General features: G+C 38.4%; 10 protein-coding genes. 5 read left to right on the forward strand and 5 right to left on the reverse strand.

The features are described 5' to 3' along the window. Window positions 1-49 precede the first annotated feature (49 nt). The 5 genes from aroA (at window position 50) to pncB (ending at window position 14088) form a co-directional block, all read left to right on the forward strand. On the forward strand, window positions 50-1378 hold the full coding sequence (aroA, locus tag ACFINL_RS00855) for a 3-phosphoshikimate 1-carboxyvinyltransferase (protein ID WP_375649101.1): 1329 nt from the start codon (window positions 50-52) through the stop codon (window positions 1376-1378). Next, window positions 1375-2022, forward strand: a complete 648-nt coding sequence (cmk, locus tag ACFINL_RS00860; RefSeq protein WP_375611402.1) for a (d)CMP kinase — start codon at window positions 1375-1377, stop codon at window positions 2020-2022. The genes aroA and cmk overlap by 4 nt, the downstream gene beginning before the upstream one ends. A gap of 131 nt (window positions 2023-2153) precedes the next feature. Beyond that, a complete protein-coding gene (gene rpsA, locus ACFINL_RS00865) occupies window positions 2154-3854 on the forward strand; it encodes a 30S ribosomal protein S1 (RefSeq protein ID WP_026500132.1) in 1701 nt (566 codons plus the stop codon). Between the two features lie 226 nt (window positions 3855-4080). Beyond that, window positions 4081-12651 carry a GH36-type glycosyl hydrolase domain-containing protein gene (locus tag ACFINL_RS00870; RefSeq protein WP_375649107.1) on the forward strand — a complete coding sequence of 2857 codons (8571 nt, stop codon included), beginning with the start codon at window positions 4081-4083 and terminating at the stop codon, window positions 12649-12651. Window positions 12652-12783: 132 nt separating this feature from the next. Further along, a complete protein-coding gene (pncB, locus tag ACFINL_RS00875; RefSeq protein ID WP_375649113.1) occupies window positions 12784-14088 on the forward strand; it encodes a nicotinate phosphoribosyltransferase in 1305 nt (434 codons plus the stop codon). 1465 nt (window positions 14089-15553) lie between these two features. Here the strand turns inward: pncB and ACFINL_RS00880 are convergent. The 5 genes from ACFINL_RS00880 to ACFINL_RS00900 all read right to left on the reverse strand — a co-directional run bounded on the left by ACFINL_RS00880 (window position 15554) and on the right by ACFINL_RS00900 (window position 19850). Continuing rightward, a complete protein-coding gene (locus ACFINL_RS00880) occupies window positions 15554-15940 on the reverse strand; it encodes a YbaN family protein (RefSeq protein WP_375611405.1) in 387 nt (128 codons plus the stop codon). 409 nt (window positions 15941-16349) lie between these two features. Further along, window positions 16350-17255, reverse strand: a complete 906-nt coding sequence (locus ACFINL_RS00885; protein ID WP_273790250.1) for a metal ABC transporter permease — start codon at window positions 17253-17255, stop codon at window positions 16350-16352. After that, window positions 17252-18118 (reverse strand): metal ABC transporter permease, encoded by an 867-nt coding sequence (locus tag ACFINL_RS00890; protein WP_375611406.1) that lies wholly within the window; start codon window positions 18116-18118, stop codon window positions 17252-17254. Before ACFINL_RS00890 ends, ACFINL_RS00885 begins: the two co-directional genes overlap by 4 nt. After that, entirely contained in the window at window positions 18115-18945 is an 831-nt protein-coding gene (locus ACFINL_RS00895; protein WP_375638161.1) for a manganese/iron ABC transporter ATP-binding protein, read from the reverse strand. The genes ACFINL_RS00890 and ACFINL_RS00895 overlap by 4 nt, the downstream gene beginning before the upstream one ends. Beyond that, window positions 18942-19850, reverse strand: coding sequence for a metal ABC transporter substrate-binding protein (locus tag ACFINL_RS00900; RefSeq protein ID WP_375611408.1), 909 nt, complete (start codon window positions 19848-19850; stop codon window positions 18942-18944). Before ACFINL_RS00900 ends, ACFINL_RS00895 begins: the two co-directional genes overlap by 4 nt. Between the last annotated feature and the right edge of the window lie 118 nt (window positions 19851-19968).

The following is a 19968-nucleotide window of genomic DNA, read 5'->3' on the forward strand; positions in this document are numbered from 1 at the left end:
AAAGGATGCACAATTTCATAAAAGTTAGATAGAATTAAATAGAATTTCCATGCAAAAAGCAATCCCTATAACCACCTATAAATCGAGTAGTCTCTCTGGAAAAATTCAAATACCAGGAGATAAATCAATCTCTCATCGCTCTCTTATATTGGGAGGATTAGCAAGTGGTGAGACATATATTCATGGATTACTTGAAAGCGCTGATGTACTCAATACAGCTGCTGCTATGCAAGCTATGGGTGCCTGTATTATTAAAAAAGAAGACTTTTGGATCATACGAGGAACAGGGAATGGTTGCCTTTTAGCTGCACAAAAACCTTTAGACTTTGGAAACGCTGGAACAGGTGCTCGTTTGGTTATGGGAATGGTTGGTCCGTATCATATGAAAACAACCTTTATTGGTGATGCTTCTCTCTCTAAACGTCCAATGGGACGTATCCTTGATCCACTGCGTCTCATGGGGGTTGAAATTGAGGCAACGCGCGACGATCACCTTCCTTTAACGCTTTATGGTCCGAAAATGGCTAATCCGATTCGTTACCGTGTTCCAATAGCTTCCTCCCAAATTAAATCAGCAATCCTGCTTGCTGGACTCAATACCGCCGGCACTACAACTGTTATTGAACCAGTTCTGACACGAGATCATACGGAAAAAATGTTAAAAGCATTCGGTGCGCAACTTGAAATAGAAAAAGATAACGAAGGTGCGCGTTTGATTCATCTTAATGGTCAACCCCATCTTACTGGACAAACGATTCATATTCCGGGTGATCCTTCTTCTGCTGCTTTTCCAATTATCGCAGCCCTTCTTATAGAAGACTCTGATATCACCATTGAAAATGTTTTGATAAATAACTCTCGAATAGGACTTATCGAAACATTGTGGGAAATGGGTGCTCAAATTGAATTTTTGAACCGACGTCAAACAGGTGGAGAGGATGTTGCTGATCTACGGATAAAATCATCGGTCCTTAGAGGCGTTACGGTGCCCAAAGAACGTGCTCCATCGATGATTGATGAATATCCTGCTTTGGCAGTAGCAGCAGCCTTTGCAGAAGGTAAAACAGTTATGCTAGGAATTGAAGAATTGCGTGTAAAAGAATCAGATCGACTGTCTGCTGTTGCTCAAGGATTAAAAATTAATTGCGTAGACTGTGAAGAAGGTCAAGATTTTCTTGTTGTTTATGGGAACGGTTCTACCAAAGGTTTGGGCGGTGGACATGTCTCCACACATCTTGATCATCGAATTGCTATGTGTTTTCTCATTTTTGGGCTTGTGTCAGAAAAACCTGTTACCATTGATGATAAACGAATGATCGCTACGAGCTTTCCAGAATTTATTCCTTTTATAAAACAACTTGGGGGAAAAATCGTTTGAAGCCTTTTGTTATCGCCATTGATGGACCTGCTGCCTCAGGCAAAGGAACCTTAGCACGCAAAATTGCTGCACATTATCGCCTTCGTCATCTCGATACTGGTCTTACTTATCGTAGTGTTGCTCATACGCTTTTACAACAAAATTTAGCTCTTAATGATGAAAAAAATGCTATTATTTATGCTAAAGAACTTGATTTTAATACCTTAAATCCTTCTCTTCTTTCTTCTCATGAACTTGGTGAAGCGGCTTCAAAAATAGCAATTAACCCTGCTGTACGCAAAATTCTTGTCGAAAAACAACGCAACTTTGCTAAAGTTTTGCCCGGCTGTGTGCTTGATGGGCGTGATATCGGAACGATTGTTTGTCCTGATGCCGATATCAAGTTTTATATTCTAGCCAATGTTCAAACACGCGCCAAACGCCGCTACCAAGAGATTTTAAAAAAAGGTGTTCAAGCAAATTATCATGAAATCCTAGCTCAACTTGAACAGCGCGACAGTCGCGATATAACGCGCAAACAAAGTCCACTAAAACCAGCAAAAAACGCCCACTTGCTTGATACGTCAGAATTGAGTATAGAAGCAACATTTGAAATTGCATGCAGTTTTGTTGATCCAATCATAAAAATGCATATAATTGGATAAATTCGTTAAGGTAACTTCCAGCCTAGCGCTAACTTTTTTCCTTTATTCAAGGAAAAGGCTAGGGAGTTACTCATGTTAACACTAACCTAGCGCTCATACCTTATAATACAAGGTATATATTAGGAGTTCTTATGTCACAATACAATCCCACAACAGCGGATTTTGAAGCCCTTTTAACAGAATCTTTTCAAACTAATGATCTTAATGAAGGATCTGTTGTTAAAGGTCGTGTTATTGCAATCGAAAAAGACATGGCCATTATTGATGCTGGTCTTAAAGTCGAAGGACGTATTCCTCTCAAAGAATTTGGAGCTAAAGCAAAAGATGGTTCTTTGCAAGTTGGCGATGAAGTTGAGGTTTACATTGAACGCATTGAAAATGCGATGGGTGAAGCTGTTTTATCGCGTGAAAAAGCACGGCGCGAAGAAAGTTGGGTCCGTTTGGAGGAAAAATTCAATGCTGGTGCACGCGTTGATGGAGTGATCTTTAGCCAAGTAAAAGGTGGTTTTACAGTTGATCTTGATGGTGCCGTTGCTTTCTTGCCTCGCAGCCAAGTTGATATTCGTCCCATTCGTGATGTTTCACCCCTCATGCATAATTCACAGTCCTTTGAAATTTTGAAGATGGATCGTCGTCGTGGCAATATTGTGGTCTCACGCCGCACTGTTTTAGAAGAAAGTCGCGCTGAGCAACGTTCAGAAATCGTACAAAATCTTGAAGAAAATCAAATCGTTGAAGGTGTGGTGAAAAATATTACAGATTATGGTGCCTTTGTTGATCTTGGTGGGATTGATGGTCTCTTGCACGTTACAGATATGGCATGGCGGCGTGTTAATCACCCATCTGAAGTGCTCACAATTGGCCAAACGATTAAAGTGCAGATTATTCGCATTAATCAAGATACGCACCGCATTTCTCTTGGAATGAAACAGCTTGAAAGTGATCCTTGGGAAAGCATCAGTGTCCGGTATCCGATTGGTAAAAAAATTACGGGTGCTGTTACCAACATTACTGATTACGGTGGTTTTGTTGAAATTGAACCAGGAATCGAAGGGCTGATCCATGTTTCTGAAATGAGCTGGACAAAGAAAAATGTTCATCCTGGAAAAATTCTGTCTACATCACAAGAAGTAGAAGTGGTTGTTCTTGAGATTGATCCTTCTAAACGGCGTATTTCTCTTGGCTTAAAACAAACATTTGAAAATCCATGGGAAGCTTTTGCCAATAAATTTCCTGTCAATTCGCAAATTGAAGGAGAGGTTAAAAATAAAACAGAATTTGGTCTGTTTATTGGGCTTGAAGGCGATGTTGACGGTATGGTTCATTTGTCTGATCTTGATTGGAACCGTCCTGGTGAACAAGTTATTGATACTTATAATAAAGGCGATATCGTTAAAGCTGTGGTTCTTGATGTTGACATTGAAAAAGAGCGCATTTCTCTTGGAATTAAGCAGCTTTCCAGCGATAAAGTTGGAGAAGCAGCTGCTTCTGGCGAATTGCGAAAAGGTGCAGTTGTAACATGCGAAGTGATTGCTGTTAACGACAATGACATTGGTGTGAAATTGATTGACCACAACCTTGAGACAACCATTCGGCGTGCTGATCTTGCGCGTGATCGTGATGAGCAACGTCCTGAGCGTTTCGCAATTGGGCAAAAGGTTGATGCTCGCATCACAGCATTTGATAAAAAAACACGTAAAATTTCAGTATCGATTAAAGCTTTAGAAATTGCAGAGGAAAAAGAAGCTGTTGCACAATATGGTTCTACAGATTCAGGTGCTTCTCTTGGTGATATTCTGGGTGCAGCTTTGAAAAAACAAGAACAAGATTAATCATCAATCATTAAAGTTGGTTTTATTATTAAGGTCACTCATTAGGAGTGACCTTTTTATTTTATAAAAAAATTGTCTGCTTATTTTTAAATTATTGAAACAAAAATTATAAATGCTTGCAAATAAAAACAAAAAGTTTGTTTTTTGTCTAACAACGGTTCACTATTCAGATAAAATGCTTAAAATTTAAATAAAAAACAATGTAATTGAATAACAATGGGACACTATGACGTGCATAATACCTTTCATAAAGTGCTTTTTTTCTCAAAAAGAGAAAAAAGATCATTTTATTAATACGGATTTTCCTCTTCGTGCAATTTATAAGGTACAGGAAGATCTTTATAACTTAGGGCATGATATAGCTTCTGGTAAAGAAATTTTACTCCCTGAATATGAAGGAGTAGGAGATTTTCGCAAGAGATTGAATGAAAATGCTAAACTTATTCTTCATGCCTTTCATACCAGTGATTTTGCTGCTCGAAATGATGAAACCATCGCACCATCTGCTCAATGGCTCATTGATAATCATTACACCATTGATAAAACCATACAAAAGCTACGTCGTAATCTACCCAAGTCCTTCATAAAGCAACTTCCTCTTTCTACACACAAAGCCGGAATACCACGAATTTTTGCTTTAACTTGGCTTTATATTGCGCATACCGATAGCAGCTTTTCACAAGAAACACTCACTGCTATGACCAACGGATTTCAAGAAGTTTGTGCGCTCACAATTGGTGAATTGTGGGCTCTTCCTTCAGTTATGCAAATGCTGCTCATTGAAAATGTCCGTCGTCTTTCAGTACGTATCGAAAAAGCGCGACATATGCGCCATCTTGCTAGTCAAGTAGCTGATAAAATTTCTCTTGTAGAAAATAAAACAAATCTACATTCTCTTTTTACGCAGTATAAACCATTTACTGTTGATCCAACTTTTTCAGCACATTTATTCTATCGCCTGCGCAGTGCATCTGTCGATTCAACCGTAGCATTAACTTGGCTTGAAAAGCAATTGAAAAGCCAAGGCAGTAGCTTAGAGATTGCAACAGCTGATGAACATACCCGACAAGCAGCAGATGGTGTGACCATGGGTAATATTATCTGTTCTCTTAAAGCTATAGATGATGTTGATTGGACAGCATGGTTTGAAACAGTGAGTTGTGTCGATTCTATTTTGCGTAAAAATAGTGATTTTTCTGAAATTGATGCTCACTCACGCAATATTTATCGACAAGTCATTGAAAAAGTTTCTCGCTTTTCGCCTCTTAGTGAACTGGAAGTTGCACATAAAGTTGTAGAAATGGCAAATTCCACTTCTAAAGATATGCCTCATCATTCTTGTGTGGGGTGGTACCTTGTTGATGATGGTCGTGGCATATTTGAAAAGGCTTGTGGGTATATTCCGCCCTTTCTCATAAAATGGACACGCGCTTCCTGTTGCTCAAAATTGAGAGTCATCGCCGTTCCTGTCTCTCTTCTGACGCTTGCTCTTTTGCTGGTAATTTACGCCCTTTTACAGCTATCTGGCATGACACAATGGATGTCTTTTTGCTTTACTGGATTGGCGCTTTTTCCTGCTATCGATGCTGCTTTTGCTTTATTTAACACTGTTGTTTCGTGGTTTGTCCCATCAAAACAACTCATTGGTTATGAATATAAAGAAGGTATTCCAAAACATGCACGGACAATGGTTGTTGTACCTACTTTGATGACATCACGCGCTGACATTGATGAACAAGTGCGCAATCTTGAAGTGCACTATCTTTCCAATCCTAAAGGTGCCATTCATTTTGCACTCATTACAGATTGGGTGGATGCTCCATTGAGAGAAACGCAAGATGATCTTGATTTATTGCACTATGCGCAAAAGAGTATTGATAAACTCAATAGTCGTTATCATCGTGATGAACTTCCGCTTTTCTTCCTTTTACATCGCCGACGCCTTTATAATACAAGCGAAAAATGTTGGATGGGATGGGAACGAAAGCGAGGAAAACTTCATGAACTTAATCGGCTCTTAAGAGGCGATAAAAATACAAGCTTTTATCCTCCCAATCCACATCTTCCTATGGATTGCCGTTTTGTTATGACGCTGGATTGTGATACACGTCTTACTCCAGAGAGCGTCGCGAAACTTGTTGGAAAGCTTAACCATCCACTCAATTATCCCGTTTTTGATCCACAAAGTGGAAAGGTTGTAAAGGGCTATAGCATTTTACAACCACGCATTATTCCTTCTCTTACAACAGGAAAAAAAACATCAATTCTCCAACGGGTTTTTTCTATAAACCGTGGCATTGATCCTTATGTTTTTGCTGTTTCTGATACTTATCAAGATCTTTTAGGAGAAGGCACCTTTATCGGTAAAGGTCTTTATAATATTGATGCATTTGAACAAGCGCTTGATGGCAAAATTAAAGAAAATACTATTCTTAGCCATGATCTCTTAGAGGGAGGTTATGCTCGTACTGCTCTGGTAAGTAGCATAGAAGTCATTGAAGACTATCCAACCGCTTACAATATTGATGTTATGCGTTATCATCGTTGGGTCCGCGGTGATTGGCAGCTTTTGCCTTATCTTTTTCCCCACCGTCAAATAAGTTCCGTGACGCGTTGGAAAATGCAGGATAATTTACGTCGTTCTCTCACGCCACTTATGTGGTTAATCGCAGCATTTGCAGGATGGGCTTTTTTGTCTTTAAAGAGTGCAATCGTCTGGCAACTATTCTTGTTGTTTAGCTCCTTCATTTCACCCATTCTATGTGTATTAAAAACGCTTGTCTCATCCAATATAGATCATTCTTTGCGTGGACATTTTCAATTAATTTGGAACAAAATTGCTCTTACAAGCGCTGATATATTTCTTAAAACGACGTTTCTTGCTCATTCGGCGTATTTTATGACCGATGCGATTATTCGTACACTCTATCGTATGACGATTTCAAAACAGCATCTTCTTGAATGGAAAACTTCTGCCGCAACAAAATCAATACCCAATAGTTTGCGTTTCTATGTTTTTACAATGGCACCAGCATCGCTTATTGGTATTCTTACTATAGCACTCCCTCTTTTTTCTGATAGTTTTGCAAGCTTGGTTGCTTTGCCTTTTGGGATAGCATGGTTTTTTTCACCCTTCATTGCTTGGATTGTGAGTCAACCTTCAACCTTTCAAGATAGCCTTGATCTTTCTTCAAAAGATGAAAAAAAACTCCGTTCTATTGCACGGCGGACATGGCTTTATTATGCAACCTTTGTCAATGCACAAAACAACTATTTGCCTCCCGATAATTTTCAAGAAGATCCTGAACCTCTTGTTGCTCAACGTACATCGCCTACGAATATTGGGGTTTATCTCCTTTCTATTATTGCAGCACGTGATTTTGGCTGGATTGGTTTTGAAGAGACCATCACCCGTATTGAATGTACATTACGCTCTCTTACAAAAATGGAAAAGTTTCGTGGTCATCTCTATAATTGGTATGAAACGGATACACTCAGGCCTCTTTTACCTACTTATGTATCAACCGTTGATTCAGGAAATCTTGCCGGTCATTTGGTAACACTCTCTTCTGCTTTAAGTGAATGGGCTGAAAAACCGCCTCTTTTTTTCCAAAGTGATCGAGAAGGCTTATCGGATGTTCTTGCTATTCTTGAAGAAACTGTCAGAGAAATTCCAGATCATCAACCCAGTTTACGCTCTTTACGCCAAAAAATCGAAGAAAACATCACTCGTTTTCATGACTCTGTCTTCACTTTTTTAGAACAAGAAAATACGGTCCCTTCTCACATCATAGATCTTTCACTTGCAGCCCACGATATTGTGCACTTAGTCGGTGAACTTGACCACAAAATTCAAACGATAGAATCTGCTGGTGCGCTTTCTTGGGCTAAATGCCTTATCGACACCTGTAACGCTCATCATAATGATGCGACTGCTCATTGTGATACTGAAAAATTAAGTAAAAAACTAAACAGGCTGGCTATAATGGCACGGCAAATAGCCTTTGATATGAAATTTGACTTTTTAGAACAGCCTAAACGGCATCTCTTATCCATAGGATATCGTGTTCAAGAAAACAAACTCGATGAAAATTGTTATGACCTACTTGCTTCAGAAGCACGTCTTGCAAGCTTTTTTGCCATCGCAAAAGGAGATATAAAACTTAAACATTGGTTTCGTCTTGGTCGACTTCTCGTACCCATAGGTGGGAAAGGTGCACTCCTATCATGGTCTGGATCAATGTTTGAATATCTTATGCCATCTCTCGTAATGCATGAACCTTTAGGATCTCTCCTAGATCAAACAAATCGATTGATTATTCGTTGTCAAATACAATATGCCCATAAACGGGAATTGCCATGGGGTATTTCAGAAGCCGCATTTAATGCTCGCGATCATTTAATGAATTACCAATACGCTCATTTTGGTGTTCCAAACCTCGGACTCCAACGTGGTCTTTCACGCAATGCTGTCATTGCTCCCTATGCCAGCCTTCTAGCGGCACAATATGCTCCTGCTTGCGCTGTCGCTAATTTAAAACGACTCCGTGATCTTGGAGCTTTAGGAACATATGGTTATTATGACTCTGTTGATTTTACTCCAACACGTGTGAAAACAGGGGAAAAATACGCCATTGTATGCAATTATTATGCGCATCATCATGGCATGTCTATTCTTGCTCTTAACAATGTTATTTTTCAAGGGCGAATGCGTGATCGTTTTCACCGTGATCCCGTTATTGAAGCAACACAATTGCTCTTACAGGAAAGAGCGCCTCATCTCATTCCTATTATTCATACCAAAGCTGTTAATCGTATGCGCAATAAGTCTCAAGCATTTGACGCAGCCCCTTTGCGCATTATTACAAACCCGTTACTCAAACCACGAGCAACTTTACTTTTGTCTAATGGCTTTTATTCTACCATGTTAACAGCGAACGGTTCTGGTTACAGTCGTTGGCACGATTATGCGATTACGCGCTTTATTCCTGATGCAACAGAAGATCAACAAGGTACTTTATTCTTCTTACGTGATACGCATAGTGGACGGTGGTGGTCTGTTACTGGTGAGCCAACACGTGTTATTGAAGAAGACGCTGTCAGCATTTTTACAGATGAAAAGGCTGAATATACAAAAATGGTTGATGGTATTAAATCAACACTTGAATGTCTTATTACATCTGAAGGATGTGGCGAAGGGAGACGTATTCAACTGATGAATACGACAAATAAAGACCGACTCATTGAAGTGACTTCTTATGGTGAATTAGCACTTGCCACGATGGATACAGACCAAGTTCATCCTGTTTTTTCCCGTATGTTTATAGAGACAGAAATTACTGAAGAAGGTAAAACAATTTTTGCCAAAAGGCGCAAACGCTCGCCTAGTGACCCTGAAATCTATGTTGCTCATTTTGTTTCTAGTACAACAGATATTCTCCAAGAGACAGAAGCTGAAACAGATCGCTCTCTGTTTATTGGTCGGGGGCGATCCATTCATCGTCCTGCTGCATTTGACCAAAATGCTCGTTTCAGTAACAGTCAAGGTTGTGTTCTTGACCCTGTTATGTCATTGCGATGCCGTATAAAAATTCCAGCCCATGAAAAAGCAGAACTTATTTTTTGGACTTTTGCTGCTCATACAAAAGAAGCGCTAAATAATCATATTAAACATTATCGACAACCTGATATGTTTCAAAAAGAACTTTCAATGGCATGGACGCGCTCACAAGTCGCACTGTATCAGAGCGGAACCCAGCTTAAAGAAGCTATTGTCTATCAAAAATATGCAACACCACTTATTTATCCAGAAAGAACGTGGCGTCTTCCTTCTGAAATATTAGCAAAAACGCTAGGAAAACAGTCTAATCTTTGGCCCATGTCTATCTCAGGAGACAATCCACTCTGTCTTCTTAGATTAAATAACGAGGGAAATATAACTGTACTGCGCGAGCTCCTTAAAGCACATGAATATTGGCGTATGCGTGGACTCATTGTTGATTTGGTCATTCTTAATGAACAAACATTTTCTTATATACAAAGTACACAACGCGCTCTTGAGTGGGGCTGTGAATCTTATTATCACCACACGCAAAAAGCAGATGAACGCCAACATATTTTCATGCTTCGACGCGATCAAATGAGTGAACAGAGTTTTAAAACGCTTCTTGCATCAGCGCGTATCGTTCTTGATGCCCAAAATGGCTCTTTATCTGAACAACTTAAACGACTTGATGAGAATGATTTTAATCTCACAGTTCGTAAAAATTATCAAGAACCTTATGATCAATTAGACTTGCCAAGATATAACGAAGGACAGCAATTTACAACACAAACTGAACAAAATCTTTTTTCTTCCATTGGTCTTATTAGCCAACAAAAACCATCCTCTTTTCTCCCAAATGGAGAAGATCTAAGATATTGGAATGGTTACGGTGGTTTTAATCAGCACAATCATTATGTAATACGTCTTCATGGACGTACCACTACACCGCATCCGTGGATTAATGTCATTGCTAATCACAGATTTGGTTTTCATGTCTCTGCTGAAGGTGCAATTTTTACTTGGGCTAACAATAGCCGCGATTATCAACTAACTCCTTGGGCGAATGATCCAACGTCTAACCGACCAGGAGAAGCTCTTTATCTGGTTGATCGCCAGTCTTTAAAACGTTTCTCACCCGTTTCTACTGTTGAATGTGACGAAAATATTGTCTATGAGGCGTGTCATGGGTTTGGATTCTCAACTTTTAAATCAACACATTCAGAAATCGCATTAGAATTGACTCATACACTTGATCCCGAAAAACCTATTCGCTTTTCACGTCTTATCCTTACGAATGAAGGGAAAAAACCACGCAGTTTACGCCTTTATAATTATGTTGAATGGGTTTTGGGAAATGTCCGTACAAAATATGCCCCCTTTATTGTTTCCTCTTATGAGACCAGATGGGGTGCACATTTTATTCAAAATCCCTATCACATCGAGAAATCTCAACAAGTTACATTTTTATCAGCGTCCGAAATGCCAACCAGCACTACGACCAATCGCGCTGAATTTATTGGTGCAACGGGAACCGTAACACGTCCAAATGCGATCCGTAAAGCCGCTGCTCTTTCGAATACCATTGAAGCAGGATGTGATCCTTGTTCAGCATTCGCCTATGATATTGATCTTCAACCAGGGCAAACAAAAGAAATCATCTTCTATCTTGGCAGTGCTGAAAATAGGCAAGAAGCTGAAAAATTACTCAATCAAGTACGTGCAAGTGATTTTGAAATTCAGCTCACAAAACAAAAACAGCAATGGAGTGATTTTGTTTCTCCTTTCCAAGTCAAAACACCTGATGCTTCTTTTAATCTTATGGTCAACCATTGGCTTCCTTATCAAATCTACGCATGCCGCATCATGGCACGCGCAGGCTTTTACCAAGCGAGTGGTGCATTTGGTTTTCGTGACCAGTTACAAGATAGCTTGTCTTTGTTATTGCTGGAACCACAATTAGCACGTGAACAATTGTTAAATGCAGCAGCGCACCAATTTCTTGAAGGTGATGTGCAACATTGGTGGTTGCCTGACACAAATGCTGGTGTTCGTACATACATTTCTGATGATATCGTTTGGCTTGCATATGCAACAGCTCTTTATGTCACTACCACTGGTGATGACGCTTTTCTTGATACGCTCATTCCTTTTATTGAAGGTGATGTTCTCAAAAGTGGGCAACAGGATGCTTATTTTCAACCCACCCAATCCCCAAAGGTTGCAACAGTTTATGAACATTGTGTTTTAGCTTTAGACCTTGCCATTAAACGCTGCGGACCACATGGTCTCCCTCTTATTTTAGGTGGGGATTGGAATGATGGCATGAATTTGGTCGGTGTGGAAGGAAAAGGCGAAAGCATTTGGTTAGGATGGTTTCTTGGGTACACATTACAAGCATTTATCTCTTTAGCCAAAAAACGTGCTGACAATAGCCATATGCAAATATGGAGTACGTACCTTGAACATTTAACAAAATGCCTAGAGAAAAATGGTTGGGATGGTGCTTGGTATCGACGTGGTTATTTTGATGATGGAACACCTCTTGGCTCTAAAATCAATGATGAATGTCAAATTGATACCATTGCTCAATCTTGGGCTATCATTTCTCAAATGGCATCGCCTGAACGTCAAAAACAAGCAATGACATCAATGTTGGAACATCTCTATGATAAAAAAGGCGGACTCATTCGCCTTTTTTGGCCGCCTTTTGATAAAAGTACGCTCGAGCCTGGTTATATAAAAGGTTATCCTCCAGGAATTCGAGAAAATGGTGGTCAATACACGCATGGTGCCATTTGGAGTATTTTTGCGTTGGCTGAAATGGAACAAAACGATAAAGCTTATGCTTTATTTTCTATGATAAACCCAATTACCCATGGACAAGATCCTGAAATTTATCGTGTTGAACCTTATGTAATGGTCGCAGATATTTATGCTGTTGAACCACGATGTGGTCAAGGCGGTTGGACTTGGTATACAGGTTCAGCCGGTTGGTTTTATCGCGCCGCAACACAAGCTATTCTTGGAATACAGCGTCAGGGAGACCTATTATTTTTGCAGCCACATTTACCCTCTATTTGGCCAAAATATGAAGCAACAATGAAGTTTTATGATGCCGTTTATAGCATTAAAGTAAAATGGGGACCTAAAAATATGCTCTATGTTAATAGCAAAGAATATACCGAAGTTCATACAGGGATAAAGTTACAAAAAACAGGTCAGCATGAAATTATGCGTATTGTCAAATCTTAAAGATGAAAGATGGAAAAAGAGAGTAGGCTTTTTATTCTTGCCCAAAACTGTAGAGTTGTTATATTGCACCGTCTATATTAGCCGTGTTGGTGCATAATATTTTAGATTTTATGAAAATGAAAGAAAAAGGTTATGAATCATCCGGATATTGCTAGACGTGTTTACAATCACACTTGGAAGCTTGATCCCATTATTCGCTCACTTCTTGATACGGATTTTTATAAGTTTCTTATGGTGCAGATGATTTGGGGGTTATACCCTAATGTTAATGTTACTTTTTCCCTCATAAATCGCTCTAAAACAATACGTCTTGCCGATGATATTGATGAGAGTGAATTACGTGCTCAACTTGATCATGCTCTTAGTTTGCGCTTTACAAAAAAAGAAATGATCTGGCTTGCTGGTAATACATTTTATGGACGCAAACAAATTTTTGAACCGGATTTTCTTCAGTGGCTTGAGAATTTTCAACTCCCAGAATATGAACTCACCCGCAAAGATGGCCAATATATCCTTCATTTTCATGGACCCTGGGCCCATAGTTCCATGTGGGAAATTCCTGCCCTTGCTATTATTAGTGAATTACGTTCACGTGCTGCTCTCAAAAAACTAGATCGTTTTGCTCTTGATGTACTTTATGCGCGTGCTAAAGCAAAAATGTGGAGTAAAGTTGAACGTCTCAAAAAATTGCCTGATATTAAAATATCTGACTTTGGGACAAGGCGCCGCCATTCTTTTTTATGGCAGCGCTGGTGTGTGGAAGCATTAAAAGAAGGTATTGGTCATTCTTTTACTGGAACTTCTAATGTTCTTCTTGCCATGGATACGGATTTAGAAGCTCTTGGAACCAATGCACACGAATTGCCTATGGTTATTGCGGCTCTCAGCAACAACGATGATGAATTACGCAGAGCTCCGTATCAAGTCTTGCAAGATTGGAATCGTTATTATGGTGGAAATCTTCTCATTGTTTTACCTGATACCTTTGGTACAGAAGAATTTTTACGCAATGCACCAGATTGGGTCGCTGATTGGACGGGTTTCAGACCCGATAGTGCGCCTCCTATTGAAGGTGGTGAACGTATTATTCAATGGTGGAAAGAAAAAGGAAAAGATCCACGCAAAAAACTTTTAATTTTTTCTGATGCTCTTGATGTCAATACAATTGAAAAAACCTATCATCATTTCCATGGTAAAGTGCGCATGAGTTTTGGATGGGGCACGGATCTTACCAATGATTTTACAGGCTGTGCACCTCAGGAAATCGAAACTCTTGATGCTCTTTCCCTTGTTTGTAAGGTGACCTATGCCAATGGTCGACCAGCCGTAAAACTTTCAGATAATCCTGAAAAAACGATCGGTGATTCAAAAGAAGTACAACGTTATCTCAATTTTTTTGGTAATAAAAAGCGAATTGCTAGACCTATAAAGACATAGTTTCCGGTTCTTTAAAACAAGTATATTGATCCATCATATTGTTTATAAGATTGATTTTTGTCCTACTCTAAGGACGAGGATTCTTAACCTTTGCTGGTCTGTAAACAGTTCGGCTGTTTTTGAGCAGATTCTACTTGGCCTACCACGCATACGCTTCACTTACATAAGGCGCGATAGATAAGACTTAAAAATATTTACGACGCATTAAAAAAATACTTAACGTGCCAAGGAAGTTTAGCCAAGGAGATTTTCTCATTTTAACCCTGTTAAATCAAGCACACTCATCTCCTTGCATGTATGAAGGTTTTCAAGTTCTAAGGGTTATTGTTGTAGTTTGACAGTAGGTTTTATACTAAGTGGGAAGAGGTTGGATTAAGTAGGAATACGTGGTAATTTGTTGTTTTTATGTACAATTTTGACCATTCAATGCGCGTTTTATCAAAATAGATTTTGACACCTAAAATTGCAAAAATTACCGAAAATCAGAAAAAAGTGCGTTTCCATAAGTAAAAATGAGAAAAGGCTTTCAAAACCCTTTGAGAACATCTTTAAACTCTTTGAAAAAAATAAATTGGTACAAAATCTAGTGTCAAAATATACAAAACCAGATGACAAGCTATAATTGTAGCATTAGGAATTACTAAGGCAAAATTGGAGGATGACAAATAGCATGGTGACTATTGGTGTGCATTTTGAAAGGCAAGGATGATGGTGCTCAAATAGATTTTATACATGTTACAGGAGATTTTACTTTATCCATGTATAGTCTGCTATTATGAAATGAGTAAAGCGTTGAGAAATGTTTCATTAAAAATAAATGTGTAAATAACATGATTTGGGAGACCTTTTGTTTTACGTGAGGGGCATGACTTCATTAAAAAACAGAGAATGCAATAATATTTTTATTTCGAATAAGCTTTATACAAAGACAGAGAAATTATTTATTCGCATATTATAATAAGAATGCGTGTATATATAAAACCATTTGAAAAACTCTGTTGTTTCTTATGAATTATTCTTAAGTTAATAACAGATGTAACATTAAAGATTGATATAATAGACCGGCTTCTTAACTGTATAAGTATAAAAATGATGGTGTTTAGTAAGCTTTGTATTATATCCTCATTAAGAGATATGAAAACAAACGAAATGTCTTTTAGAAAGAAATGACTATCATATCAATGACTTTTTAATGATGTATATGTAGAGATTCATACAAACATGCTTTACAAAAATAATGACTCTCTTCCATGAATGTGATTTATCATTGTTTACCAAGTGAGAACATTTTGAGTGTTCATAAAAATTATTTCACAAATATATTATTAATTAATTGCGTTCAAAAAGCTTGCTATTTCATATGCATTTTGGAAATGGAGAGCTTATATTCAAAACTTAAAAGTTCTCATAGTTTTTACAAATAAGTTGAAGCTAAAAAGAGTATCCCATAAAGCCTTTTTTATCATTAGGAAGATGGACGTGTTACAATATAAATGGCAATCAGCAATAATATAACCGCAACAAGTAAAGAAATCCACAAAGGAGGGTGTAGCATTACAAAAAAGGATAAAAATCCTCCTGTCATACTCATCATTGCAAAAACTTTAACGAATGGAGAGATTGCTTTTTTTTCTTCCCATCGCTTAATAGGGGGACCAAAAATACGATGATTATTCAACCATTGATGAAAACGTGGAGAAGAACGCGTAAAACACCATGAGGCAACCAATAAAAAAGGCACAGTTGGCATAATAGGTAATACGACACCGATAATACCTAATATAACCATCGCCCACCCTGCTATATAATAACAGATACGTAAAGGGTGCGATATCTTCAAATCTTTTTTCATTTTCTCGTACTATTTTCCTCTACGCAAAACCCTATACAAAAACATTGTATCTGTTTTTTTCTGTTTACATGTCTGAGTGCACAATTACGCTCTACCCCTTCATGCGTAAGTGTCTTTGCTGTTATAAGTTCCTTGAAAATACCGAATAGCTTACACAATATTATAATCATTTTAAATGATTTCAAGAAAAGAGGAGAGATTTTAGAAAAACAAAAAAATAAAAAGGCTGCAGAAGAAATCAATGCAGCCTCTTAATTAAGAATGCAGTGTTGGGGGGGGAGAAAATTTACTGCATTCACCTGCTAGATATTAGGAGGAAAAATAATCTAGCACTCGGGACTCTAATTAAAATAAAAATGAGAAACAATATATAAAAATGCATGGCTGATATGCATGAATTTTAACACTTTCAAGTCTCTTGAACTGTGTTTCGACGAAAGAAAATCATCATGAAAATAGCCATAAAAATCAACGTCAAGATCAACACAATTGTGGAAGCAGAATCAGAGCCGATAAATAAGCTGAGATAAATCCCTAAAAAACCAGAAAAAGCTGCAACAAGTATCGCGATCATTAACATAAAAGAAAACCGCTTTGTGACAAGATAGGCAATTGCTCCTGGTGCTATCAGTAAAGAAATAACGAGCACGATGCCGACAGCTTTCAAAGCTGCAACAATTGTAAGAGAAATCATCGTTAGAAGGGTATAGTGGAGTAGAGATATTGGTAACCCCATTGCACGTCCTTGAACTGTGTCAAAAATATACAGCATAAAGTCGCGCCATTTTGCTGCTAAAATAAAAGTGACAACAGCAGAAATGATTGCCGTCTGCGTTATATCAAGCCAGTTAACACCCAAGAGATTACCAAATAGAATATGATTCAAATCTAAGCTACTATAAATAGACGTGGCTAAAACAAGCCCCAAACCAAACATTGAAGAAAAGACCACACCCATCACCGTGTCCTGTTTGATACGGCTATTGCTCCCTAAAAAACCCGTTAATAGTGCACACACCATTCCTGCAACAAAAGCACCGCAAGTAATCAAAGTCATTGTAATATTCTCTGGACGCATATGCTGAAACCAAGCAAATGGCAAAGAAGTTAAAAATGCGATTACCCATGGTGTTGTCATATAACCAACAACAACACCTGGAAAAACTGCATGAGAAATGGCATCGCCTAACAGCGCCCATCCTTTCAAAATAAGAAAACAGGAAAGCATCGCCATGGGAATAGAAAGAATCATGACAATAAGCATACCCTTAAGCATAAAAGAAAACTGAAATGGAAGCAGTAATTGATCAATCATGATAATATTACACCCTTTTTTGCCGCATTTATGCGTAAGCGCGCAGCAATAAACCCATGTTTAGGAGCAAAAATAAAAGCCAAAACAAATAAAGATGCTTGAAAAAGCACTACAACCCCCCCCGTTTGTGCATTCAAAAAATAACTCACATAAACACCCAAGACACTTGTGAAGGTTCCAATTACAACTGCAATAACCAAGATGTTCACGAAACGATCACTTAAAAGATAGGCCGTTGCCCCAGGTGTCACAACAAGACAAATGACTAAGAATGCTCCAACGGTTTGCATCGCAGCAACAGTACAAGCGGCAAGCAATGTGAAAAAGAGAATCTTTAAAAATTTTACATTTAATCCAATGGCATGCGCATGCGTTTCATCAAATAATGACACAAGAAGATCTTTCCATTTCAAAAGCAATATAAGCAACGAAACAAAGCCGATAAAAGCCAATTGTAGAATATCTGTTGAACTCACTGCTAAAATATTTCCCAAAACAATCGTATCAATATTAACAGCCATTGGTTTTAATGATTTGAGAAACAACCCAAAGGCAAAAAAGGAAGAAAAAATGAGCCCAATAATGGTATCTTCTTTAAGCTTTGTCCGGTGGTTAAAAAAGAGCATTGCTGCTGCTGCAAGACCACCAGAAAAAAAAGCGCCGAGTGAAAAAGGTAACCCTAAAAGGTAAGCTCCTGCTACACCAGGAACAATCGAATGGGAAAGTGCATCACCAATCAATGACCAACCTTTTAACATCAAAAAAGCTGAAAGAAAGGCACAAACACACCCAACTAACCCAGAAACCCACATTGCATTCACCATATATTGATAGCTCAGTGGCTCAAGCAACCAAGAAATCATGCAACGTGCTCCACTCTTTCAATATCTTCACAAACGCTAGACTGCTTTCTTCCCATGAAAACATCATTTTTTTTTGTGGTTTGAAGATCAAAAATATGGTGATGCAAAGACCCTCCAAAAGTTTTCTCCAGATTTTCCTTTGTAAAGATTTTTTCTGTTAACCCAGAAGCTAAAACAGTCCCTTTTATTAAAACTGTATGATCACAAAATTCGCGAACAGAACCCAAATTGTGAGTTGAAACCAAGATCACTGCTCCTTCTTTACGGAGATCTTGTAACAAAGCAATGATTTTATCTTCTGTTGTAACGTCAACCCCTGTAAACGGCTCATCTAATAAAATAGCTTTTGCTTTCTGTGCAAGCGCGCGCGCTAGGAAAACACGCTTTTTCTGTCCACCAGAAAGTTCTCCAATTTGGCGCTTGGCAAAAGCCAACATATCAACGCGTTCTAAGGCAATACGAACGGCCTCATAATCTTGTGTACGGGCATAGCGAAAGAAATTCATATGACCGTACCGCCCCATCAATACAACATCTTCAACCAAGACAGGAAAATTCCAATCAACATCTTCACTTTGAGGAACATAAGCAATAAGATTTTTTTTCAAAGCTATATCAACGGGCAAATCAAACATACGAATTTTTCCCTTTGAGGGGCGTACAAACCCCATAATCGCTTTAAATAACGTTGACTTACCGGATCCATTAACACCAACCAATGCCGTAATAGAACCCTTTGGACTTTCAAAATTCACTTCGCGTAAAGCTGTATGTCCATTACGATATGTTACCGTTACTCCTTGGGCAAAAATTCCACATTCCGTCATTGGTTTTTTACTCCCTCTACTAAAGCATTGCTAATACGCCCACTCGTGACACGTAATAAATCAATATAAGTGGGTACCTCACCATTTTTCTCACTTAAAGAATCAACATAAAGAACACCACCGTATTTAGCTCCTGTTTCTCTGGCAACCTGCTTAGCAGGCGCAGGGGAAATAGTGCTTTCAGAAAAAACTGCATGAATATTGTATTTGCGAACCATATCAATAACATGCTTGACCTGCTGTGGTGTTCCTTGTTGGTCAGCATTGATGGGCCATAAATAAAGTTCTTTTAGATCAAAATCACGCGCCAAATAGCTAAAAGCCCCCTCACTAGTCACAAGCCAACGTTTATCTTGCGGTACAGCTTCTAATTCAGCCCTAATTGGATCAATCGTTGCACGAATTTTCTGTTTATAAATTTCAGCATTCTGTTTATAAATTTCAGCATGTTCAGGATCATATTTTACAAAAGCATCGCGAATATTATCAACGTAAATCAAAGCAGAGGTCGGTGACATCCACGCATGAGGATTGGGTTTACCGCTAAAGGGGCCCTCACCAATTTTAATGGGTACAATACCTTTTGAAACAACAACACTTGGAACATCCTTGATATTTTGAAAAAACTTTTCAAACCAAAGCTCTAACTCTAAACCATTCCACAATACAAGGTTAGCTCCCTGAGCACGCATAAGATCGCGTGGGGTGGGTTGGTATTCATGAATTTCCGCACCTGGTTTTGTAATGGATTCAACATCAGCGGCATCACCTGCTACATTGCGTGCCATATCAGCAATGATAGTGAATGTCGTAACAGCTTTAAATTTACCAGCACACAAAGCAAAATTGGGTGTAAAAAAAATAACACTTCCAAAAACTATGGTGAAAAACGTTCTTACGTTCATTGATTCTCTCTTTCCTTTATATGCCTTCTTTTTATTGCAAATAATTTGCATTATCATTTAGCAATAGCAGTTATCTTTTACATTTGCAATGAAGGATTAAGAGAAAAAATAACTTTTC

It is taken from the genome of Bartonella sp. AA78NXGY (assembly GCF_042197005.1).
In the GTDB taxonomy this organism is placed as follows: Bacteria; Pseudomonadota; Alphaproteobacteria; order Rhizobiales; family Rhizobiaceae; genus Bartonella.

What these genes read in the sequence shown, in the direction of transcription:
- ACFINL_RS00895 (WP_375638161.1), bottom strand. Translation starts at nt 18,945, where the DNA reads ATGACGGAATGTGGAATTTTTGCCCAAGGAGTAACGGTAACATATCGT.
- pncB (WP_375649113.1), top strand. Translation starts at nt 12,784, where the DNA reads ATGAATCATCCGGATATTGCTAGACGTGTTTACAATCACACTTGGAAG.
- ACFINL_RS00890 (WP_375611406.1), bottom strand. Translation starts at nt 18,118, where the DNA reads ATGATTTCTTGGTTGCTTGAGCCACTGAGCTATCAATATATGGTGAAT.
- aroA (WP_375649101.1), top strand. Translation starts at nt 50, where the DNA reads ATGCAAAAAGCAATCCCTATAACCACCTATAAATCGAGTAGTCTCTCT.
- rpsA (WP_026500132.1), top strand. Translation starts at nt 2,154, where the DNA reads ATGTCACAATACAATCCCACAACAGCGGATTTTGAAGCCCTTTTAACA.
- ACFINL_RS00900 (WP_375611408.1), bottom strand. Translation starts at nt 19,850, where the DNA reads ATGAACGTAAGAACGTTTTTCACCATAGTTTTTGGAAGTGTTATTTTT.
- ACFINL_RS00870 (WP_375649107.1), top strand. Translation starts at nt 4,081, where the DNA reads ATGACGTGCATAATACCTTTCATAAAGTGCTTTTTTTCTCAAAAAGAG.
- ACFINL_RS00880 (WP_375611405.1), bottom strand. Translation starts at nt 15,940, where the DNA reads ATGAAAAAAGATTTGAAGATATCGCACCCTTTACGTATCTGTTATTAT.
- ACFINL_RS00885 (WP_273790250.1), bottom strand. Translation starts at nt 17,255, where the DNA reads ATGATTGATCAATTACTGCTTCCATTTCAGTTTTCTTTTATGCTTAAG.